Raw genomic sequence first — 22,310 nt, 5'->3', positions numbered from 1 at the left:
TCCAGACTCCCTTATTTACCGCGCCGCCGTCAACGGGTATCTTACGCGGCTGTTCAAAGGAGATTGTCATGAAAGCCCAGAAACCGGGGTTACACCCGCGTAACCGCCACCATCAACGCTACGACCTGCCTGCGCTCTGCCAGGCGCATCCTGACCTGCAGGGATACATTACGCTCAATCCGCTGGGTGAGCAGACCATTGATTTTGCCAATCCGCAGGCAGTAAAGGCGTTGAATAAAGCGCTGCTGGCGCATTTCTACGCGGTCAAACACTGGGACATTCCTGACGGTTTTCTCTGTCCGCCGGTGCCCGGGCGTGCCGATTATATTCATCATCTGGCGGATCTGCTGGCGCAGGATAGTGGCGAGGTGCCGAAGCAAGCCACGATCCTTGATATTGGTACGGGTGCCAACCTCATCTATCCCCTGATCGGCGTTCACGAGTACGGCTGGCGTTTCACCGGCAGCGAAATCAGCCCGGAGGCCTTCGCCAGCGCGCAGGCGATTGTCAATGGCAACCCCGGATTGACCCGGCAGATCCGTCTGCGTCGGCAAAAAGAGAGCCAGGCCATCTTCCACGGCGTGATCCACAAAAACGAGACCTATGACGCCACGCTGTGTAATCCGCCGTTCCATGACTCCGCAGAGAGCGCCCGGGCGGGCGGTGAGCGCAAGCGCCGCAATCTCGGACTCGGCGCCGACAGCGCGCTTAACTTTGGCGGTCAGCAGCAGGAGCTGTGGTGCGAAGGAGGCGAAGTGGCCTTTATCTCGCAGATGATCCGCGAAAGTCAGGCCTTCGCCCGCCAGGTGAAATGGTTTACCTCGCTGGTGTCGCGCGGCGATAATCTGCCGCCGCTCTACCGCCTGCTGACCGAGGTTGGGGCCGTGAAAGTGGTGAAAAAAGAGATGGCCCAGGGTCAAAAGCAGAGCCGCTTTATCGCCTGGAGCTTTATGGACGACGCCAAACGCCGCCGTCCGTTCTAACTACTCGGCGGCCGGGCTGTCTGAGCCCGGCATCGGCAGCTGTTGCCAGGTCTGTACCGGGGCGCGAACCCCGGCGCGATCGAAGTGCTTTTTCACCTGAGTGTCGAGGGCAAAGCGCACCGTCCACTGCTTCAGCGGCAGGGTGGTGAAGCTGACGCGTAGCGTAAAGGCGGTATTGCTCAGCCCCACCAGCCCGGCGAACGACGGTTCGCCAATGATCAGGCCGCGGATCTCCTCCTGGGCCAGCAGATCGTCCACCGCCGCCTTCAGCGCCTGGCTGGCTTTATCCAGATCCTCATGACGGTCGACATCATAGTTGGCGACTACCGAGCCAATGCCGCGCACGAAGTTGGCAAAAGTGGTGATCGAGGACCAGGGAATAATGTGATAGGCGCCGGTATCCTGCCGTACCCCCACGGAGCGAATCGACATTCGTTCCACGGTGCCGGTCAAAGGGCCGATGGTGACCAGGTCGCCGGTATTCATCCCGTTCTCAAACTGGATAAATATGCCGGTGATAATATCTTTAACCAGCGTTTGCGCGCCAAACGAAATCGCCAGCCCTAACGCCCCGGCGCCCGCCAGCAGCGGCGCAATGTTAACCCCAATCTCCGAAAGCAGGATCATCACCGTGATGGTGCTGATCACCACCGCCAGCGCGTTGCGAAACAGGGTCAGCAGCGTCCGGGCCCGCGCGCTGGGCAGCGGGCGACCATGGATATCCGAGGCCAGCCGGTTTTCGATCAGGCTGGCCAGCACCGTCCAGCCGATGGCAGAGAAGAAGAGGATGAGGGCGATGCGGATCAGCACATCCACCGTTTTTTGCCCGGCATCGTTATGCAGCCATTCGCGGAAGTCAAACAGGCCCCAGGCGCTCAGCAGCAGCATGACGGCGACGCAGACGGTGAGAATGCGCGCGGCCTTCAGCGAGGCGGAGATCCAGCCATTCAGCCGCTTTTGCAGCTCAGGATAATTGCGCTGGGTGGCGGGTGACAGGGTGATGGTTTTGGCTATCCAGCGCGACAGGATGCCGGACACCAGCGCCGCGCCGCCGATAATGGCCAGGCTGCGCAGGGTGGCGCCCATCATGAATTTCAGGCTATTGCCCGGGTCGAACAGGGAGAAGAAAAAGAGCACCACAAAGTAGGCGCAGGCCAGCCAGTGCCAGACCAGCGCGAAGGCGCGGATAAACAGGCTAAAGAAGGAGAGCGAACGGTCGGCCAGATGGATTAGCCCCTGCGTAATCAAGGTCTTGTTATGAAAAATCAGGTACAGCGCCCACAGCGTAATGCACAGCATGATGACGACGTTAGCCAGCGCGCCAACCTGAACATTCACCTGATTGGAGATAATCGGCACCGCGACGATCAGGCCATAGCCAATCAGGCTGCTGAGCGCGCTCAGGCGCAGGCTCCAGTATGACGCGGCTTCGTCGCTGAGGTTAAAAGGCCGGAGCGCCGGGATGCGCGGGCAGAAAATGAGTCGCAGAATGGCTTTAAAAAACTCGATCAACGCGAAGGCGTTGAGGAAAAGACTCTGCTGGAAGGCGATGGTGGGGTTATTACCATTCAGGCGATCGCTTAACAACTGGCCGACAAACAGGGTCAGCGCCAGCAGCAGCAGGTCGATAACAAACGCCCCGGCGATGGTCAGGGGCAGCTGGAGCCAGTTTCCGCGATCGCGGTTTTTATGCCGCCCCCATTCACCCATTTTGCGATACAGCGGCAGCGCCGCAAGACGCACCAGCCACCAGAAGGCAAAGACCAGGCCGGCCAGCAGTAAAAAATGCCAGGCCGCGCTGGTGAAGGTTTGCGAATTAAAAGGTTTATGCGGTGAGCCGGTGATATTGCGCCACAGTTGAGAGAAGCGAGACGAGAGCTGCTCGCCGTATTCCCGGCTGATCTGCGTGACGTTCTCCAGCACCGTGGTCTCTTCTTTCACCGCCGGCGGCGTCAGCGTCGGGGTGCTGTCTGGCGGCGGCGTGGCGGCTGCTTTACGCAGCTGGTCAATGAGCTCCTGACGGGCGCTGTCGTTAGCCAGCACGTCAGCCAGCGCGGCGTAGGCCGCTCTTTTCTGTTCCGCATCGGGTTCGCTGGCGCTGGTTTTATCGGCGTTAGCTGTCGGCACGCCGGGCAGGGCGGCGGCGGAAAGCGGGGCAGTAAACAGTGCAGCGAGCAAAAGCAGGATCCACGGCATAGGCACCTCCGTTGCAACGTAAACGGGTAAGTATAGAAGCCGCTGGCGGAAGGGGAGGGAAGAGGAATCTGGAAAAGCGGCTCTCTCCGCGGAGGAAGAGAGCCGTTGCGGGTCAGGCGACGTGCTGCAGGAATTCGCGCAGGCGCGGGCTTGGCGGATTCTTCACCAGCTCCTGCGGGTTGCCGTCTTCAGCAATGCGTCCTTTGTCGATAAAGATCAATCGCGAAGCCACTTTTTCGGCAAAGCCGATTTCGTGGGTTACGATCACCATCGTCATCCCCTCTTCAGCCAGATCCTGCATCACCTTGAGCACTTCATGGCGCAGTTCCGGGTCGAGCGCGGAGGTCGGTTCATCAAACAGCATCATCTTTGGCTTCACCGCCAGCGCGCGGGCAATGGCCACACGCTGCTGCTGGCCGCCGGAGAGTTCAGACGGATAGTGATGCGCGCGCTCGGCCAGGCCGACTTTCGCCAGCAGATCTTTCGCCTGCTTCTCTGCCGCCTGCTTGCTGGCGCCACGTACCCGCAGCGGGCCAAACATGACGTTCTCCAGCGCCGTCAGGTGCGGGAACAGATAAAACTGCTGAAATACCATCCCGGCTTCCTGACGAATCAGACGTTCGTCCACCTTCGGATCGTTGACCTTTAAGCCATCGACAATCAGATCGCCGCTGGTGATCTCTTCCAGTTTATTGATGCAGCGCAGCATCGTCGATTTACCGGAGCCGGACGGGCCGATAATGACCACCACTTCACCCTGATTAATTTTCAGGGAGATATCGTGCAGCACCTGGGTCGGGCCAAAGTGCTTGGAGACGTTTTTAAATTCAATCACAGGATTTTCATCCTTCTTTCAAGACGACGCAGAATAAAGCTCAGGACCAGGGTGATAATCAGGTAGATAACAGCAACGGCGCTCCAGATTTCCAGGGCGCGGAAGTTGCCCGCGATGATCTCCTGTCCCTGACGGGTCAGTTCGGCGACGCCGATGACGATGAACAGCGAGGTATCCTTGATGCTGATAATCCACTGGTTGCCCAGCGGCGGCAGCATGCGGCGTAGCGCCAGCGGCAGGATCACGTGGCGAATGGTTTCGCGACGCGACAGGCCCAGCGCCAGGCCCGCTTCGCGGAAGCCTTTATGAATGGACAGCACCGCGCCGCGGGTAATTTCCGCGATATAGGCGCCCGAGTTAATCATGATGGTCACTACCGCTGCGGAGAAGGGGTCGATGCGCAGGTCGCTAAAGGCCATCGGCAGCGCAAAGTAGATGAACATGACCTGCACCACAATCGGGGTGCCGCGAATGATTTCAATAAACACCAGTGCGATGTGGTTGGCGATCCAGCCGCCGAAGCAGCGGGCGAAACCGGCCACCAGACCGATTATCAGGCCGCCGGCCAGGCCGAGGACGGAAATCCACAGCGTCATTTTGGCGCCTTCCAGCAAAATCGGAATGGCAGGCCAGATGGCACTCCAGTCAAACTGCATAATACGTTCCTGTTACCGTGTCGAGAGCAGAGGAAATCCTCCGCCAAAATACGGTCTCCCGCCGAGTCTGTGCCGGAAGACCGTTGTGATGTCGCCGGAGCTGCGTCTGGCGAAGTGTGTTCTTATTATTTTGGTTCAGTGCCGAACCATTTTTTATAAATTTCGTTGTAGGTACCATTCTCGCGCAGCGTTTTCAGCGCACCGTTCACTTTCTCACGCAGCTCGTCGCTGCCTTTCGGGAAAGCGATACCGTAGTTTTGCGCTTCCAGTGATTCGCCTACCGCTTTGAACTTGCCGTTGCCTGCGGTTTTGATGAAGTACAGAATATTTGGCGTATCGTGCAGCACGGCATCAGCGCGGCCGGTACCCAGTTCCATATAGGCGTTATCGATGTTCGGGAACTGACGCAGATCTTTGGTTTTGATATTGGCTTTCGCGTAATCAACGGAGCCGGTACCGCTCTTCACCGCGACCACTTTACCGTTCAGATCTTTCACATCTTTGATGTCGTTATTATTGGCGTTGACCATCACCAGCAGGCCGCTTTTGTAGTAGCCGTCGGAGAAGTCGATCGCTTTTTTACGTTCGTCGGTGATGGTGATCCCGGCCAGCGCCAGATCGATATTTTTAGTTTGCAGCGCCGGGATAATGCCGCTGAAGTCCATTGGCTTCAGGGTGTAGTCGAGCTTCAGCTCTTTGGCGATAGCCGCCCACAGGTCAACGTCAAACCCGACATATTTATCGCCTTGCTTAAATTCGAACGGGACGAACGCCGTATCGGTGGCGACAACCAGGGTCTTATTGGCGGCATGGGAAGAAACCGCAAAAGCCAGGGTCAGTGCAGCCAGTGAAACTTTAAATACAGACTTCATAGCATTTCCTTTTATATCCACGGGACGATCCCCTGCGAGAACGACTAGCCTAATGAAAAAATCGTGCCACTTTTACAAGCTGTTGTTTTTCAACAAACGAAGCGCGAGCGGTTGCACAATTTCGATCATGACAGGCACTCACTGCACCAGGATGGGGCGTCACTTTGGTGCGTTATAGAGTTGCTGAATAACGAGCACATTTTTAGCGCAAACCCTGATGGGAAAACAATCTCAACGTAACGATTGTGTGAGGTGATTATTACAATTGTTTTACTTTTGCGCGCATTTTCATCAATTTGGCGCCCTAAAACAGTGCATGGCCAGCAGGGGGACGAAAAGCATAGAAGGGGAAACGGATAGAACGGAAAACAGAAAGGTGGGCGAGAAAAGTAAAGGCGCCGCCGACCGCGCTGCGGCCGGCGGCAAAGCCTTACTCGATATTCGCTTCAATGAACCACAGGAATTTATCCAGATCGCGGGAGGCCGCGGTGAAAATATCCGCAGTATCCTCGTCTTTGGCTTCATCGATCGCCTTGCGCACATCGTTAGCGACGACGGCATAGCGGTCAGCCAGCGCTTTCAGGTGATCCTGAACGTGATGGATATCGAGCGGGTAGCTCTGCAGCGGCGTTTTGCTGTTAATGACCTGAGTGGTGCCCAGTGCGACGCCGCCCAGCTGCACGGCGCGCTCCGCCATGGTGTCCAGGTGCTCGGTTAGCGCGGTACGGAAGCCATCCAGCATTTCGTGCACGGCGATAAAGTTCGCACCGCGCATATTCCAGTGTGCCTGCTTGGTGATAAGTGACAGGTCAATGAACTGGATCACCTGGCGATTCAACAGCTCAATGGTCGCTTTCTTTTCGCTGTCAGCGACATCGTTGCGGGTATAGACCAGATTAGATGCTTTTGATTTAACCAGTTTTGCGGTACTCATCGTTTCATATCCTCTTGATATTGATGCTCGTCACACTTCAAATCTGAATGATGTGGAGCGTTGTCCCAGGTAACTTCGGGACTAAGTATAGCAAGGGTTTCAAAGAGTGAGGCATCGGCAGGCCATATCACTTCGATAGCGCAAAGTGGTTGGTTATTTTGAAAATCGCTAAATATCATAGGGTTATATTTAGCTGAACGGCCCGGATTTCTCACGGGCCGGCGGCGTAACAGAATGTTAATTGATATCGACTTGCTCGATTTTACTTTGTCGCTGCATGGTCAGCGTGGCGCCCATCGAGGCGATAATGATCGCGCCCAGCGCCAGGGTCTGGGAGAGCTTCAACGTTTCGCCGAGGAAGACCATACCGGAAAGGGCGGCTAATGCTGGTTCAAGGCTCATCAGCGTGCCGAAGGTGCGCGTCGGCAGGCGCGTCAAGGCCATCATTTCGAGAGAGTAGGGCAGCGCGGTTGAGAGAATAGCAATCCCCAGCCCCATCGGCAGCAGCGACCATTGCCACAGCGTATCCGTAGCCTGCGCCATGCCTAACGGAACAAACACCAGCGAGGCGATGAGCGACCCCATCGCCACCGTGGCTGGCCCATGCTCTTCACCGGCGCGCTGCCCGGTCAGAATATAGACCGCCCAGCAGGCGCCGGCGCCCAGGGCAAAGAGCGCGCCGGTTAAATCGACCTGCGCCACGTTCTGCCCCAGCGGCAGGAGATACCACAGTCCGAGGATCGCCAGCGCCACCCAGACAAAATCCAGCGGTCGGCGCGAACCAAACAGCGCCACCGCCAGCGGGCCGGTAAACTCCAGGGCTACCGCCACGCCGAGCGGAATACGCTGCAGGGATAAATAAAAGAGATAGTTCATCGCGCCGAGCGCCAGGCCGTACAGTAGCAGCGGCACGCGCTGCGCCGGGGAGAAACGTAACCGCCATGGCTTGAACACGATCACCAGAATCAGCGTCCCGAGCGCCAGGCGCAGGGCGGTGACCCCCGGGGCGCCGACCAACGGGAACAGCGATTTGGCGAGCGATGCGCCGCTCTGAATCGAGGTCATGGCGATTAAAATCACCAGAATCGGCAACCATGCCGCCGCTTTTCGGGATGGACCGGGCATCCTTTCTCCTGTCAGGTTTTGTCAAAAGTCGTAAAAGTGCCAGTGTACTGGAATAACCTGCTGACGGTTGAGCTAATGTTGAAAAAAACAGAGGCAAAAACAGTAGAATGGCGCACGTTGCTGAGAAATTCGCCAGGTGATTAAGATTAATCTGGATGCTTGCGAATTTCTTAATGAGCGTTAAGATGTACGTTAACGCCAAAAATTGTTGTTTTCCATATTGTTATAGAAATATGGAAACTTTTGGTTACATGAAAAAGTATGTTAGACAATGTAAACTCCAAAGAGTTTCCCAAAAGTTTTTGATATATTTAAGGCTTAGGACTTATTAGAAACACATTTGAGGTGGTTATGAATAAAATTGCACGTCTTTCAGCACTGGCCGTTGTTCTGGCTGCATCCGTAGGTACCACTGCATTTGCTGCAACTTCTACCGTAACCGGCGGTTACGCGCAGAGCGACATGCAGGGTAAAGCGAACAAAGCTGGCGGTTTCAACCTGAAATACCGTTACGAGCAAGATAACAACCCGCTGGGCGTTATCGGTTCCTTCACCTACACCGAAAAGGATAACACCAGCAACGGTACTTACAACAAAGGTCAGTACTACGGCATCACCGCAGGTCCGGCTTACCGTCTGAACGACTGGGCAAGCATCTACGGTGTAGTGGGTGTTGGTTACGGTAAATTCCAGAACAACAACTTCCCGAACCAGAAATCCGATATGAGCGACTACGGTTTCTCCTACGGTGCTGGTCTGCAGTTCAACCCGATCGAAAACGTTGCTCTGGACTTCTCCTACGAGCAGTCTCGTATTCGTAACGTTGACGTCGGTACCTGGATTGCTGGCGTGGGTTACCGCTTCTAATCACTCCGGTGATATAAAAAATCCGCCTTTCGGGGCGGATTTTTTTTGCCTGTTGCCGGCCAGCCTGAGCGACTGGCCGGGCCTGCACGATTAATTGACGGTGAACTCATCGGTACCGAGGTGAGCGTAGTCCACCTTCTGCAGCTGGAAGTTGGTGATGTACACCGGACCGGCCTTTTGCTCAGAGATAAAACGATAGCGCGGGACGATTTCCGCCGCCTTGATCCCGGTCCACTGGGAGAAGAAACTGAGGAAATCATTCGCTGAGCGCTGCGCTTTAATCACTTTATGCGCTTTGTCATCGCTGGACAGCACCATAAACGGCACCTGGAAGTTCTGCTGGAACTTATCGTCATGCGCCAGATACTGCACCTCTTTTCCCCGCTCCTTGAACGCCAGACCATGATCGGAAAAGTAGGTCAGTGAAAAGGTATCGCCGGAGTTTTGCAACTGACTGTATAGCTTAGCCAGCAGCGAATCGGTCTGCGTCATGCTGTAGAGATAACAGGAGGTCTCTTTCGACTGGACGAAAACCGTGTACTTGCCTTTGGTCCGATCGCAGGCCTGCGGGTGAGAGCCCATCAGATGCAGGACAATCAGCTGCGGCTGGGTGCGCTGCGTAGAGAGTACCTGCTCGGTCAGCTTTAATAACTGCTCGTCCTGAGTATTTTTATTGGCCTCGAAATCGCCGTTTTTCAGGAACTGGACTTCATCCGCACGTTTGGCGATGCTGGCGATAGCGGTGTCGTACTCGCCAATCTGCCCCTGGTTGGAGAACCACCAGGTCTGGAAACCCGCGCGGTTGGCGAGGGTGACAAAGTTATCCTGAAACTGCGGTTTGCCGTCGACCACCCGGTTAAGCGTCAGGCCGAGCGATTTCTGCGTCGAGCCGCTGGCGGCGACATAGTTGTTAAACAGATAACCGTTTACTGAGCTGGCAAACGGCGTGTTATCCCAGTGGCCGCCGAAGGCGCCGAGGGCGTCGCGACGGGCGCTCTCGCCAATCACTACCACATAGAGATGGTACTTTGGCTTCACCGCCAGCACGTGCCAGCTGTCTTTCATGCCGGCCAGCTGCGCCATTCGCGCCTGCTCGTCCAGCACCTCGTTATTATTCACCACCACGTCTTTCACAAAACGAAAGGCCGGATAACCGGTGTCAATCACCTTGAACACGCCGCCCCAGGCGAGGTTTTGCACCGGCTGCAGAAAGAAGATCCCGACGCTGAACAGCAGGCCCAGGGTCTCCATTTTTCCCCAGCGGGAGGGCTCAACGATCCTGCGGCGGACCGCAATGATCCCCAGTGCGAAAATGAAGACCGCCAGCAGATAGTTGTACCACGGGAAGATGGTCAGAATTTCCGTAGATTCTTCCACGTTGGTCGCGTGCAGCGCCAGCAAGGTGTTGAAATTGGGGGCGCCGTAAGCCTGGCCAAAGGGGTAATACAGGGCCGCCAGCAGCGAATAGGCTCCGACTACCCCTTTCTGGACGCGCGGAAAAGCGCGCCACAGAAGATGTAACACGCAGGTAAATGCCACGGTATAGAGCAGGCTAAATTCATAGCCCAGCGCCAGGTTAATCAACAGCGATTGTAAAAAGTAGAATCCTGTCCATGGGTTCAGTGCCAGTCGGCGGGCGACCAGCGTATCTTTCAGGGTGGTGACATTCATAGTAAACAATCAAAAAGAGGCCATGCGCATCCCCTGGCGACAAGGGGTAAAACCTGCTGGACAGTGCGTGAAGAGGGTCTCTGCGAGCCGCGAATGTGGCAGGGCTGTGCAAAGATAGGGCTTGTAAATGGTAAGGTCAACCAGACATAACAGATTGTTTTGCGAGGGCGCTTACAAAACTTGAAAAAAGGTCAGGGAAACGGGGGAAACCGGTCATTTTGCCGGCAGAAGATGACAGAAAAATGAAGCGGCGTACCGCGACGCCGCCTTAGGAATGGGGTTTGCCCTGCTGTGGTTTACCGTTGATCATCTCGCACAGCATACCGATCAGCATTAATCGTACTTTAAAGGGTGAATGGCTAAACACGTTTAAGCACCTCTTGAATTCGTTCATCTGCTCTCCTCCTGCCTGTTCACGCCGTCAATCCATGATGGCTGTTTGCATTACATACAGATATAGCACAGGCTATATTTTATAGCTATGGCTAAAACGTTAATTTTTTGTGCTCTTGGCGCAATCCATTACAATGTGGATCTTTTTATATGATGCTTGACGCGTCACACGAATGAGGAAGCACAATGAACCGTCGCGCAGGTAAGCCAATAACAAAAAAAGTGACGCAGTTAGTAAATGTTGAAGAGCACGTTGAGGGGTTCCGTCAGGTGCGGGAAGCGCATCGCCGCGAACTGATCGATGACTATGTGGAGCTGATCTCCGATCTGATCAACGAAGTGGGGGAGGCGCGCCAGGTGGATATGGCGGCGCGTCTTGGCGTTTCGCAGCCCACGGTCGCCAAAATGCTCAAACGCCTGGCCAGCGTGGGTCTGATCGAACAGATCCCCTGGCGCGGGATCTTCTTAACCCCGGAAGGGGAAAAGCTGGCCCAGGAAAGTCGCGAACGCCACAAGATTGTGGAAAACTTTCTGCTGGCCATTGGCGTCAGTCCGGAAATCGCCCGCCGCGATGCGGAGGGAATGGAGCATCACGTGAGTGAAGAGACGCTGGCGATGTTCCTGAAATTTACCCAGAAACAGGGATCCCAGGAAGCATGACTCTTCCCTTTGTTCAGTCGCTGCTGCGCGACCGTTTTTTACACCTGCTGCTGATTATCGCCTGCGTGCTCAGCGCCATCGTGCCGTTTGTCCCGGCAAGCTGGCCGGCGGCCATTGACTGGCATACCATCATCACGCTCAGCGGCCTGATGCTGTTGACCAAGGGCATTGAACTGAGCGGCTACTTTGACGTGCTGGGGCGGAAAATGGCCCGCCGCTTCGTGACTGAGCGCCAGCTGGCCATCTTTATGGTGCTGGCGGCAGCGCTTTTGTCCACCTTCCTGACCAACGATGTGGCCCTGTTTATTGTGGTGCCGCTGACGCTGACGCTGAAAAAGTGGTGTGCGATCCCGGTTAACCGTCTGATTATCTTCGAAGCGCTGGCGGTTAACGCCGGGTCGCTGCTGACGCCGATCGGCAACCCGCAGAACATTTTGCTGTGGGGACGGTCCGGCCTCTCTTTCGTCGGGTTTATCGGCGAGATGTTACCCCTGGCGGCGGCAATGATGTTGACCCTGCTGGTGCTGTGCTGGTTCTGTTTCCCGGCAAACCGGCTTAGCTACCAGAGTAGCGATAAGGCGCCATCGTGGCAGCCTAAGCTGGTCTGGAGCTGTCTGGGATTGTATCTGGTGTTCCTGACCGCGCTGGAGATGAATCAGGCGCTGTGGGGGCTGGCGCTGGTGCTGCTGGGCTTCCTGATTCTGGCCCGGGCGGTGACCGTCCATGTGGACTGGTCGCTGCTGCTGGTGTTTATGGTGATGTTTATCGACGTCCACCTGCTGACCCAGCTTCCGGCGCTGCATCATGTGCTGAGCGGCGTCGGGACGCTTTCCGGCGGCGGACTGTGGCTGACCGCCATCGGCCTGTCTCAGGTGATCAGTAATGTGCCCTCGACCATTCTGCTGCTCAACTATGTCCCGCCGTCGATACTGCTTGCCTGGGCGGTTAACGTGGGCGGCTTTGGTCTGCTGCCAGGATCGCTGGCCAATATCATCGCCCTGCGCATGGCCAGCGATCGGCGGATCTGGTGGCGCTTCCATCTTTACTCCATTCCTATGCTGCTATGGGCGGCCATCAGCGGCTATTGGCTCTTTAAACTCTGCGCCTGATTTCTGCAGAATTGGGCAAGAAACTGACAGAAACACCCCATTCGCACGCCTCGACACAGCGGTATAACTATACCGCTGACGTTAACCATCCTGTTGAGGAGAGTGCTATGCGATATCAAAAACTGGGCAATACCGGTCTGTTTGTCTCTGAGCTGTGCCTGGGCACCATGACCTTCGGCGGCGAAGAAGGGATGTGGGGCAAAATCGGCCAGCTGCGCCAGGCTGAAGCCGAACAGCTGGTCGGCAGCGCGCTGGACGCCGGGATCAACTTTATCGATACCGCCAACGTCTACTCGGAAGGGCGCTCTGAAGAGATTACCGGTCAGGCGCTGAAAAACCTGAAAATCCCGCGTGAAAACGTGGTGGTGGCGACCAAAGTGTTTGGCGAAACCGGCACCGCCGGCGTGAACTCGCGCGGCAGCTCACGGTACCACATCATGGGCAGCGTGAAAGAGAGCCTGCGCCGCCTGCAGCTCGATCATATCGATCTCTATCAATTGCACGGCTTCGATCCGGCGACGCCGATCGAAGAGACATTGTCGGCCCTGGATACGCTGGTACAGCAGGGGCATGTGCGCTACATCGGTGTTTCAAACTGGGCGGCCTGGCAAATCGCCAAAGCGCTGGGCATCGCGGAACGCCTTGGACTCTCGCGCTTTGCTTCTCTGCAGGCCTACTACACGATTGCCGGGCGTGACCTGGAACGTGAGCTGGTGCCGATGCTGCAAAGCGAAGGACTCGGCCTGATGGTCTGGAGCCCGCTGGCGGGCGGCCTGCTGAGCGGGAAATACCGCCGCGACGGCGAGGCGGAAGCGGGTGGTCGTCGCCTGGCGTTCGACTTTCCGCCCGTGGATAAAGCGCGCGCATTTGATTGCATCGACGTCATGCGGGTGATAGCTGAAGCAAAAGGGGTATCGGTGGCGCAGATTGCCCTGGCGTGGCTGCTGCATCAGCCGGCGGTGACCAGCGTCATTATTGGCGCCAAACGGGCCGAGCAGTTGCAGGATAACATCGCTGCGACCGCTATCCGCCTGAGCGATGATGAGTTGCGCCAGCTTGACACGGTCAGCGCCCTGCCGCGCGAATATCCGGGCTGGATGCTGGAGCGACAGGGGGAGTATCGTCGTCATCAGCTTGACGCGCAGTAACGCCGTTTTTTCCGTGCCTATAAAGATCGCCGCTTGCGGCGATCTTTTTTGTTTGCCTGGCTCACAGAAAACGATCCGACTTTTGCTTCGGTGGCGGATCTTTTGTATATGACTAGTCATTACAGTTAAATGACTAGTCATATACCGAGGCGCAGCATGAAGAACACACTACCGGCAGATTTTTTATGGGGTAATTCCGTCTCCAGCATGCAGACGGAGGGGGCGTGGAACGAGGGGGGCAAGGGGATGTCGGTGTACGATATTCGTCAACCGGCGGAATTCGCCTCGGACTGGAAGGTCGCGACCGACTCCTATCATCGCTTTCGCGAAGATTTCGATCTGATGCAGGATCTGGGCATGAACTGCTACCGCTTCCAGATCGCCTGGAGCCGGGTGTGCCCGGAAGGGGACGGCGAATTCAATGAAGAGGGGATCGCGTTCTACCATCAGTTTATCGATGAACTCATTGCCCGCGGTATTGAACCGATGATCTGCCTGTATCACTTTGATATGCCGCTGTCGCTGGCGGAGCGTTACAACGGTTTTACCGACCGCCGGGTCATGGACGCCTTTATCCGCTATGGCCAGAAGATGATCGACTGTTACGGCGATAAGGTGAAGTACTGGCTGACCTTCAATGAACAGAACCTCTACCATTCGCCGGAAGCCTTCCTGATCACCGGCTATTTGCGTGGCGATAAAACGCTGCGCGAACTCTACCAGATCCAGCACCACGTGATGATGGCGCATGTCCATCTGACCCACTATCTGCATCAGACGAAGCCGCAGTGCCTGATGGGCGGAATGCTGGCCCATGCGCTGGTCTATCCGGCTACCTGCAAACCACGCGATATTCTCTGCGCCCAGCAACTGGACGAGTTTTTAAACCAGAACCTGCTGCGCGCCTACGCCGGCGAGGGTTATAGCCCGGAGGTGATGCATTTTGTCGCTCGCCAAGGCTTTGACGATATTTATCGCCCTGAAGATATCGCGCTGATGGCGACGGTGAAGGTCGATTATCTGGCGTTCAGCTATTACGCCAGCCGTGCGCTCAATAGCGACGCGATCCCGCCGGGAACGGCGGTCAACAATTACATGCTATTCGGTAATCAGGATAACCCGTACCTGAAAGCGACGGAATGGAACTGGCAGATCGATCCGCTGGGATTTCGCATGATCATCACCCGCTATTACAATGACTGGCGGCTACCGGTGTTCCCGATTGAAAATGGCATCGGGGTGATCGAATCCTGGGATGGCGAACATCCCATTGCCGATGATTACCGCATCGCCTACCATCGCGACCATATTAACGCCATGAAAGCGGCGATATTTGAGGACGGCGCGCAGGTGATTGGCTATCTCGGCTGGGGATTAATCGATATCCTCAGCTCTCAGGGCGATATGCGTAAGCGCTACGGCGTGGTGTACGTCAATCGTGAGAACCATGACCTCAAGGATCTGCGGCGGGTGCCGAAGAAGAGCTATGCGTGGCTAAAGCAGGTGATCCACAGCAACGGCGAAGCGATGTAACAGTGTCCTGGCGGTCAGGTCAAGTATGCTGTCCGCCAGCCACACACAGAATGTAAAAGGACCGGGAATGACGGCGAAGTATCTGCAAATCGCGCGGGAAATAAAAAAACGCATCATCAGCCAGCAGTATCCTGCCAGCGCGCCGCTACCCGACCAGTTTGCGCTGGCGGCGGAGTTCAACACCAGCCGGATGACGATCCAGCAGGCGATGCGTCAGTTAATCGTCGAAGGGCTTATCTATACCCGCAAAGGACTGGGTACCTTTGTGCGGAAAAATTTTCTCCAGCTGTCGCAGTGGGAGTTGCCCGGCAGCGACTATTTTGGCGCCACCAAAACCTGGGAGCATCTTGGCGAGGTACAAAGCGAAGTGGTGCGCTTTGAGGTGCGTTTTCCCAGCGACAAAGAGCAGAGTTCGCTGCTGATTGACGCCGATGCGCCGGTGTATGACTTCGTTCGCCTGCGGTTGCTCAACGGGGAACCGGTGTCGCTGGATCTGACGGTCATGCCGGTGGGGCTGGTGCCGGGGCTCAATAAAAGCCATCTGGAAAGCTCGGTGTTTCGCTATATCCAGGAGACGCTGGGGCTGAAGCTGATGGGATCTTACCGCGTGGTGCGTGCGATGAAGCCGGATGAACTGGATAAATTACATCTTCACTGCGACCTCACCGACCCGGTGCTGGAGGTTGAACAGGTGATCTACCTCGAAGACGGTACGCCGCTGGAGTATGCCCACTGTCACTATCGCTACGATCACGGCGGGATTATTCTGGTGAATAACGGCTAGACCGGGGACCCCTGTTTGCGCAGCGCTTAGCAGGCCCAGGGTGTTGTCAGGTTTGGTAACCCAGGCAAGGCGTCAGCCGCAGCCCGGGGAAATGCAGATAAAAAAACGGCGGGCATCAGGCCCGCCGTTTTTCTTGTCATGCAGAACTTAGTTCAGACGCACCGGCATACCGGAGCGGTTCTGGATAGCCTGCTCAACCACGTTCTGATCGACATCAGACTGGCTGGTGATCGCCTGTACCGGCTGAGTCAGGGTGATCGGCACGATTTCGCCGCCCTGGAACTGCGCTTCGGTGGTCGACAGCGGGTTGTGAACCTCAATGTAACGGCTGCCGTCCGGCTCGGTGGTCGCTTTTACCGGCTCATCGATAAACTGCACGCGGGTGCCGACCGGCACATTCTCAAACAGGAATTTGATGTCATCGTTGCGCAGACGCACGCAGCCGTGGCTCACGCGCAGGCCAATACCAAAGTTAGCGTTGGTGCCGTGGATGGCGTACAGACGGCCAATATATAACGCGTACAGACCCATCGGGTTATCCGGACCGGCCGGTACGACGGCTGGCAGCGGGTTGCCGGCAGCGGCGTATTCAGCGTGCATCTTGGCGGTCGGCGTCCAGGTCGGGCCGGCCTTCTTGCGTTCGACTTTGGTGGTCCAGTTAATCGGCGTATCTTTACCTAACTGGCCGATACCGATCGGCAGAACGATCACGGTGTTGGTGCCTTTCGGATAGTAATACAGACGCATCTCGGCGCTGTTGATGACGATGCCTTCGTGGACGGTGTCCGGCAGGATCAGCTGCTGCGGGATGTTCAGGACGCTACCGCCTTTTGGCAGATAGGTGTCCACCCCCGGGTTGGCTTCCAGCATGTTGGACAGCCCCATCTGATATTTCGCCGCAAAGTATTCCAGCGGCTGCTTGTTATCATCCGGAATGGTGATGACCTGATTCTGACCAACCAAACGGCTGCCGTCGGTCGGCAAAGGATAGGTGACAGCAGACGCTGTATTGCAAAAGCCTACGAGGGCGAAGGCTGCCGCTAAGAGTGTAGATAATTTCATAGTCTTTAATGTCGTGTGCGAAATCAACGCCACACAGGCCTTTGTTAATGATTGAGACAGTAGATGGGAGCGCATTATATGTGCATTCCGCTAAACAGGTAAATCAGATGTGTACGAAATCACATTTTTTTCCCTGTAGCCTCGGCTGACGGGGCTGGCGGATGATGCAATCGCCGCCTCTCACGCGGGTGACAGGGAGGTTATCCTTCCAGTAACCGGTCCTGTAGCGAAGCGCGTGCCGGGGCGGTGAGCTGGTACTCTTCTGCCAGCCAGGCGTCGACCGTGCCATAGCGCTGGTGGATGGCTGACTGCGCGGCGGCGAGATAGGACTCTTTCACCGTCAGGATATCCGCCAGACTCTGGCGTCCCTGGGGCGTCAGGTCGTTGCCCAGCATCTCCAGCATCCAGGCTTCCACTTGTGTCAGCATGCCGTGGGTGAGCAGATACTCCTCCATGACCGTCTCGCTGTCGCATCCGACGGCAAACAGGGTTAACGCGCAGCCGACGCCGGTGCGATCTTTGCCGACGGCGCAGTGTTGCAGTAAAGCGCCTTCAAAAGGCGTGGTCAGCCAGGCGGCGAGCTGGCGATAGGCCGGGTTATTAAAGGGCAACTGGCGATACAGTTGCAGCATAAACAGCTCCCCGTTCAGCGCGTTAAGGGTGGCAGCATTCAGCTCGGTGACTTTCGCATTCACATCGCCGAGCGGCGGATTAGCGGGCGCGTTTAAATAGTGAGTGAGCGGGCTAAGCTTGTCAGGGGTGCGCTGCACTTCGCCGGGGTCGCGATAGTCGAGTACCCGACTGAGCGGCAGCGTCGCCAGATGGTTGAGATCGTCCGCCGTCAACCGATTTAGCGCGCCGGAGCGTAGCAGCTTGCCGCTGCGTACCGTGCGTCCGTCGGCGGCGCGCTGGCCGCCGAGGTCGCGAAAATTGATACCGGCCTGCAGGGATAAAAAAGCCGGGTGTCGCGGTAGGCTGGTGGTCATGGGGTTCCTCATAATGACGTACAGAATAACCGTTTGAGCCCTGGTCTGCGGCTCATCTGACAAAGACCTTAGCACAAGCGCCGCGGCGGAATTTACCGCAGGCCGTGAAAAGTGTGTCATTTGCTGGCATAATGTCTGTTGTGTCACACCCCTCATTCTCTTTTTTCAGGATATCCCCGTGCTAGTATCCAGCAACGTTACCATGCAGTTTGGCAGTAAGCCGCTGTTCGAAAATATCTCCGTTAAATTTGGCGGCGGCAACCGTTATGGTCTGATCGGCGCCAACGGCAGCGGTAAATCGACCTTTATGAAGATCCTCGGCGGCGATCTCGAGCCGACGCTGGGCAACGTTTCTCTCGACCCGAACGAGCGTATCGGTAAGCTGCGCCAGGATCAGTTCGCCTTCGAAGCATTCACCGTGCTGGATACGGTTATCATGGGCCACGGCGAGCTGTGGGAAGTGAAGCAAGAGCGCGATCGTATCTACGCGCTGCCCGAAATGAGCGAGGAAGACGGCTATAAAGTGGCCGACCTGGAAGTCAAATACGGCGAGATGGACGGTTACTCCGCCGAAGCGCGCGCCGGCGAACTGCTGCTCGGCGTCGGCATTCCGGTTGAACAGCATTACGGCCCGATGAGCGAAGTCGCGCCGGGCTGGAAACTGCGCGTCCTGCTGGCGCAGGCGCTGTTCTCCAATCCGGATATCCTGCTGCTCGACGAACCGACGAACAACCTGGACATCGACACCATCCGCTGGCTGGAGCAGACGCTGAACGATCGCGACAGCACCATGATCATCATCTCGCACGACCGTCACTTCCTGAACATGGTCTGCACCCACATGGCGGACCTCGACTACGGCGAGCTGCGCGTCTATCCGGGCAACTACGACGAATACATGACCGCGGCCACCCAGGCGCGTGAGCGTCTGCTGGCGGACAACGCCAAGAAAAAAGCGCAGATTGCGGACCTGCAGTCCTTCGTTAGCCGCTTTAGCGCCAACGCTTCTAAATCACGTCAGGCCACCTCGCGCGCGCGCCAGATTGACAAAATCAAGCTGGAAGAGGTTAAAGCCTCCAGCCGTCAGAACCCGTTTATCCGCTTCGAACAGGACAAGAAACTGTTCCGTAACGCGCTGGAAGTGGAAGCCCTTACCAAAGGCTTTGATGAAGGTCCGCTGTTCAAAAAGGTCAACCTGTTGCTGGAAGTGGGCGAGAAGATTGCCATTCTGGGCGCCAATGGCGTGGGTAAATCCACCATGCTGAAAACTCTGGTAGGCGAACTGCAGCCGGACAACGGCACCGTGAAATGGTCTGAAAACGCGCAAATTGGTTACTACGCGCAGGATCATGAGTACGAGTTCGAAAACGACCTGACGGTCTTCGAGTGGATGAGCCAGTGGAAGCAGGAAAGCGACGACGAGCAGGCGGTACGCAGTATCCTCGGCCGTCTGTTGTTTAGCCAGGACGATATCAAAAAGCCGGCGAAAGTCCTTTCTGGTGGTGAGAAAGGGCGCATGCTGTTCGGTAAGCTGATGATGCAGAAGCCAAACATCCTGATCATGGACGAACCGACCAACCACCTGGATATGGAATCGATCGAATCGCTGAACATGGCGCTGGAGATGTATCAGGGCACCCTGATCTTCGTTTCTCACGACCGCGAGTTCGTCAGCTCGCTGGCGACCCGCGTCCTGGAGATCACCCCAGAACGCGTGATCGATTTCAGCGGTAACTACGAAGACTACCTGCGCAGCAAAGGTATCGAGTAATCCCTGTCCGTTACCCGGGTAGCGGCTACGCCTGGCATGTGATCTGTAGGCCCGCGCAAGCGTAGCGCCGCCGGGCAATAACTGCGGATAAAGAGCCACTTTCGCGCCGGATGGCGGCTGCGCCTTATCCGGCCTACGGTCCGTGCCATTGTGAGCTTAAGAGCTCTATCTTGTACCCATGGTTACTGAAACTGTCCGTTACCCGGGCTACCAAACCGCACAGTGCTGTAGCCCCGGTAAGCGGTAGCGCCACCGGGGATTTTGAGGCCACCCGTTTGTAGCCCGGATTAGCGTAGCGCAATCCGGGAACATCATAAAATCCAGGCCGGGCAAGGCGTAAGCCGCCGCCCGGCATATCGCTTAGCGCCTCCACTCGGTCCCTTCAACGCCATTCACCAGCAGCTTGCGCTTTTCTCCCGCCGGTAATGACAGCTTCAGCGCTTTCCACGCCGGACGGTAGCTGCCGCGAGCGTTGATATTCAGGTTTATGCTGTTGGCGCTGCAGATCATTTCCCACTCCAGCCATAGCGCATCCCCCTCTTTATAGCCCCAGCTTTCGCCGTCGTCTTCAAACAGCAGACCGCGGGTTGAGCCGGTACCTTTCAGCGGGAACAACTGCAGTTCGCGACGATCGTCTTTTTGCGCATCGACGTGGCTGATACGTTCACTAAGCGGCAGACCGGCGCCGGCGCGGACCAGCAGCGGCAGTTTTTCCAGCGGCGCGTCCAGCGTCACCCACTGGCCGCCGGCGAACCACTGGTGGCTGTAAAAATCGTACCAGCCGTCCTGATTATCGGGCAGCCACAGCTGGCGTTGACGGGCGCCGGGCTCGACCACGCTGGCCACCAGCAGATCGCGACCCAGCAGGAAGTCATCGCACTCGGCGAAGGTCTGGGTATCGTGCTGGTGATCGAGGAAGGTCGGGCGCAGCATCGGTTCGTCATCGGCATGCGCCTGCCATAACAGGGTGTACAAATAGGGCAGCAGACGGTAGCGCAGCTCGATGGCTGAGCGGATCGCCGGGGTGATTTCCGGGTACATCCAGGCTTCATTGACCGTCTGGTCGTCATTCCACGAATGAATGGTAAAGCGCGGATGCATCACGCCGTTTTGTACCCAGCGCACGAACAGCTCCGGCTCGGGTTTATCGCCGGAGAAACCGCCGACGTCGTGGCCGACGTTAAACAGCCCGGAAAGGCTCATGCCCAGCCCCATGCGGATGTTATAGCGCAGCGTATCCCAGTTGGTGCGGTTGTCGCCGCTCCAGGTCTGGACGTAGCGCTGCATCCCGGCGCAGCCGGAGCGGGAGATCAGATACGGGCGCTTTTGCGGCGCAAAGCGCTGCTGGGCTTCCAGCGAGGCGCGCATCATCAATAGCGGCATCACCGGGCGAATATGTTTAATGGCGATTTCGCGGCCAAAGCCGTAGCAGCGCGCCTCGCCGTCCCACACCTCATACTCGTTATTATCGTTCCAGGTCGAATCTATACCCATCTCCAGTAGCTGGGTGGTCACGCCTTCCTGCCACCACGTCACGGTGTGCGGGTTGGTGAAGTCGAGATGCGAACCTTCATCATCCCAGAAGCTGGAGCGCTCCGGCGCGTCGGTTTGCGAATCGCGAATAAAAAGACCGCGCTCCGCCACTTCGCCATAGCGCGGATGATCCTGCAGCAGGCAGGGTTTGATATTGGCGGCCAGCTTCAGCCCGGCATCATGGAACGACTGGCTCATCACTTTTGGCTGCGGCACCTTGTCGTAGTTCCAGTTAAAGACGTAGCGCTTGCCGTTGATCGAGGTATAGCCGGAAGAGAGCTGGAACGAGTCGCAAGGGATCGCGTGCTGCTCGCACAGGCGGATGAAGTTCATCAGCTGATTTTGCGCATCCGGCGCGTCGGTGTAGTGCATGGTGGAGCCGCTGTAGCCGAGGCTCCATTTTGGCCCGAACAGGGTTTTACCGGTCAGGCGGACGAAGGCTTTGGTCACATCCAGCACCTGTTTACCGGTAAACAGGTAATAATCGATATCGCCGGCCTCCGCCTGCCAGCGGCGATAGGCGGTGTGGTAGTTGTCGATTTCATTGCCCAGATCCAGCCAGCAGCTGCTCAGGTTGTCATAGAACAGGCCGTAGCTGATATCGCTGCGCTGGGTGATGGTAAACGGAATATGTTTATACAGCGGGTCGGTGCTGACGGCGTTGTAGCCCATGGCATCGAGGTTACGCATTTCATAGCGTTTGCCGTTACGCTGCAGGTCGCCGGCTTTTTCACCCAGCCCGTAGAAACGCTCATCTTTGCGGCGGCTCAGATAATGGGCGACGCCGTCGCCGTGAGCGTTTGCCAGATAGGCGCTGGTGGGGCGGTCACTGGCGAGCGTCTGCCACTCGCCGGCGTCGTCGCGATAGCTCCACTCCAGCCATAGCGGCTGGTGGACGGTGACGCGCAGCTGGCGGGTGGCGATGGTCAGCGCGTCATCTTCTTTGGTCATCTGCCAGGCCGGGAGGCTAAAACCGCTGAGGTCATCCCGCGCGCGGCCTTCCCACGGCACATCCTGCTGCGGGGCGATACTCCAGGTGCGATCCAGCGCCAGTTGGCCCTGGCGCTTCAGCAGGACGCGGAATAAATTCTCTTCCAGCACATACAGACACAAAGTGTGCTGACCATCAACGGTCAGTTCAACGTGATGCTCCAGCTGTTGGTGCAAACTCCAGTGTTTCAACGTCTTCATA

General features: G+C 56.9%; 18 protein-coding genes and 1 pseudogene. 8 read left to right on the top strand and 11 right to left on the bottom strand.

The window, feature by feature from the left end; genetic code table 11:
* Positions 1 to 68 precede the first annotated feature (68 nt).
* Complete coding sequence (gene rlmF, locus HMPREF3096_RS27770; protein ID WP_008805773.1) at positions 69 to 983, top strand: 23S rRNA (adenine(1618)-N(6))-methyltransferase RlmF; 915 nt, start codon at positions 69 to 71, stop codon at positions 981 to 983.
* Here rlmF and ybiO read toward each other — a convergent pair whose 3' ends face one another.
* From ybiO to rhtA, 6 genes are all read right to left on the bottom strand, one after another.
* Positions 984 to 3,179, bottom strand: coding sequence for a mechanosensitive channel protein (gene ybiO / locus HMPREF3096_RS27765; protein ID WP_012542377.1), 2,196 nt, complete (start codon positions 3,177 to 3,179; stop codon positions 984 to 986).
* 112 nt (positions 3,180 to 3,291) lie between these two features.
* Positions 3,292 to 4,014 carry a glutamine ABC transporter ATP-binding protein GlnQ gene (glnQ, locus tag HMPREF3096_RS27760; protein WP_008805775.1) on the bottom strand — a complete coding sequence of 241 codons (723 nt, stop codon included), beginning with the start codon at positions 4,012 to 4,014 and terminating at the stop codon, positions 3,292 to 3,294.
* Positions 4,011 to 4,670 (bottom strand): glutamine ABC transporter permease GlnP, encoded by a 660-nt coding sequence (gene glnP / locus HMPREF3096_RS27755; protein WP_002895837.1) that lies wholly within the window; start codon positions 4,668 to 4,670, stop codon positions 4,011 to 4,013. Before glnP ends, glnQ begins: the two co-directional genes overlap by 4 nt.
* 125 nt (positions 4,671 to 4,795) lie before the next feature.
* Complete coding sequence (gene glnH, locus HMPREF3096_RS27750; protein WP_004886198.1) at positions 4,796 to 5,542, bottom strand: glutamine ABC transporter substrate-binding protein GlnH; 747 nt, start codon at positions 5,540 to 5,542, stop codon at positions 4,796 to 4,798.
* 430 nt (positions 5,543 to 5,972) lie between these two features.
* On the bottom strand, positions 5,973 to 6,476 hold the full coding sequence (gene dps, locus HMPREF3096_RS27745) for a DNA starvation/stationary phase protection protein Dps (RefSeq protein ID WP_002895841.1): 504 nt from the start codon (positions 6,474 to 6,476) through the stop codon (positions 5,973 to 5,975).
* Between the two features lie 237 nt (positions 6,477 to 6,713).
* A complete protein-coding gene (gene rhtA, locus HMPREF3096_RS27740; RefSeq protein WP_032729736.1) occupies positions 6,714 to 7,601 on the bottom strand; it encodes a threonine/homoserine exporter RhtA in 888 nt (295 codons plus the stop codon).
* 351 nt (positions 7,602 to 7,952) lie between these two features.
* On the opposite strand from rhtA, the gene ompX reads away from it, so the two are divergent.
* Positions 7,953 to 8,468 (top strand): outer membrane protein OmpX, encoded by a 516-nt coding sequence (gene ompX, locus HMPREF3096_RS27735; protein WP_008805777.1) that lies wholly within the window; start codon positions 7,953 to 7,955, stop codon positions 8,466 to 8,468.
* A gap of 90 nt (positions 8,469 to 8,558) precedes the next feature.
* On the opposite strand, the gene HMPREF3096_RS27730 is transcribed toward ompX, so the two are convergent.
* Entirely contained in the window at positions 8,559 to 10,139 is a 1,581-nt protein-coding gene (locus HMPREF3096_RS27730; RefSeq protein ID WP_012968654.1) for a phosphoethanolamine transferase, read from the bottom strand.
* A 268-nt stretch (positions 10,140 to 10,407) separates the two neighbouring features.
* Complete coding sequence (gene mntS / locus HMPREF3096_RS27725; RefSeq protein WP_012542374.1) at positions 10,408 to 10,533, bottom strand: manganase accumulation protein MntS; 126 nt, start codon at positions 10,531 to 10,533, stop codon at positions 10,408 to 10,410.
* A gap of 185 nt (positions 10,534 to 10,718) precedes the next feature.
* On the opposite strand from mntS, the gene mntR reads away from it, so the two are divergent.
* From mntR to HMPREF3096_RS27700, 5 genes are all read left to right on the top strand, one after another.
* Complete coding sequence (gene mntR / locus HMPREF3096_RS27720) at positions 10,719 to 11,192, top strand: manganese-binding transcriptional regulator MntR (RefSeq protein WP_032729738.1); 474 nt, start codon at positions 10,719 to 10,721, stop codon at positions 11,190 to 11,192.
* Positions 11,189 to 12,301, top strand: coding sequence for an anion transporter (locus HMPREF3096_RS27715; RefSeq protein ID WP_032729740.1), 1,113 nt, complete (start codon positions 11,189 to 11,191; stop codon positions 12,299 to 12,301). The genes mntR and HMPREF3096_RS27715 overlap by 4 nt, the downstream gene beginning before the upstream one ends.
* A gap of 107 nt (positions 12,302 to 12,408) precedes the next feature.
* Positions 12,409 to 13,449, top strand: coding sequence for an aldo/keto reductase (locus tag HMPREF3096_RS27710; RefSeq protein WP_032729742.1), 1,041 nt, complete (start codon positions 12,409 to 12,411; stop codon positions 13,447 to 13,449).
* 156 nt (positions 13,450 to 13,605) lie between these two features.
* Complete coding sequence (locus HMPREF3096_RS27705) at positions 13,606 to 14,982, top strand: glycoside hydrolase family 1 protein (RefSeq protein ID WP_012542372.1); 1,377 nt, start codon at positions 13,606 to 13,608, stop codon at positions 14,980 to 14,982.
* Positions 14,983 to 15,049: 67 nt separating this feature from the next.
* Positions 15,050 to 15,766, top strand: a complete 717-nt coding sequence (locus HMPREF3096_RS27700) for a GntR family transcriptional regulator (protein WP_016160535.1) — start codon at positions 15,050 to 15,052, stop codon at positions 15,764 to 15,766.
* Between the two features lie 147 nt (positions 15,767 to 15,913).
* Here HMPREF3096_RS27700 and ldtB read toward each other — a convergent pair whose 3' ends face one another.
* Positions 15,914 to 16,828, bottom strand: coding sequence for a L,D-transpeptidase (ldtB, locus tag HMPREF3096_RS27695; protein WP_008805784.1), 915 nt, complete (start codon positions 16,826 to 16,828; stop codon positions 15,914 to 15,916).
* Between the two features lie 200 nt (positions 16,829 to 17,028).
* Positions 17,029 to 17,944 (bottom strand): annotated as a pseudogene (locus HMPREF3096_RS27690) (tyrosine-protein phosphatase).
* Positions 17,945 to 17,992: 48 nt separating this feature from the next.
* Here HMPREF3096_RS27690 and HMPREF3096_RS27685 point away from each other — a divergent pair.
* A complete protein-coding gene (locus HMPREF3096_RS27685) occupies positions 17,993 to 19,585 on the top strand; it encodes an ABC-F family ATPase (RefSeq protein WP_008805786.1) in 1,593 nt (530 codons plus the stop codon).
* Positions 19,586 to 19,945: 360 nt separating this feature from the next.
* On the opposite strand, the gene HMPREF3096_RS27680 is transcribed toward HMPREF3096_RS27685, so the two are convergent.
* Positions 19,946 to 22,309 carry a glycoside hydrolase family 31 protein gene (locus HMPREF3096_RS27680; RefSeq protein WP_032729746.1) on the bottom strand — a complete coding sequence of 788 codons (2,364 nt, stop codon included), beginning with the start codon at positions 22,307 to 22,309 and terminating at the stop codon, positions 19,946 to 19,948.
* Position 22,310: the final 1 nt, after the last annotated feature.

The sequence above is a fragment of the Klebsiella sp. HMSC25G12 genome, assembly GCF_001807705.1.
Classification (GTDB): Bacteria; Pseudomonadota; Gammaproteobacteria; order Enterobacterales; family Enterobacteriaceae; genus Klebsiella; species Klebsiella variicola.
Note: the sequence above shows the minus strand (reverse complement) of the source record. Positions and strands in the feature narration are given on the sequence as shown.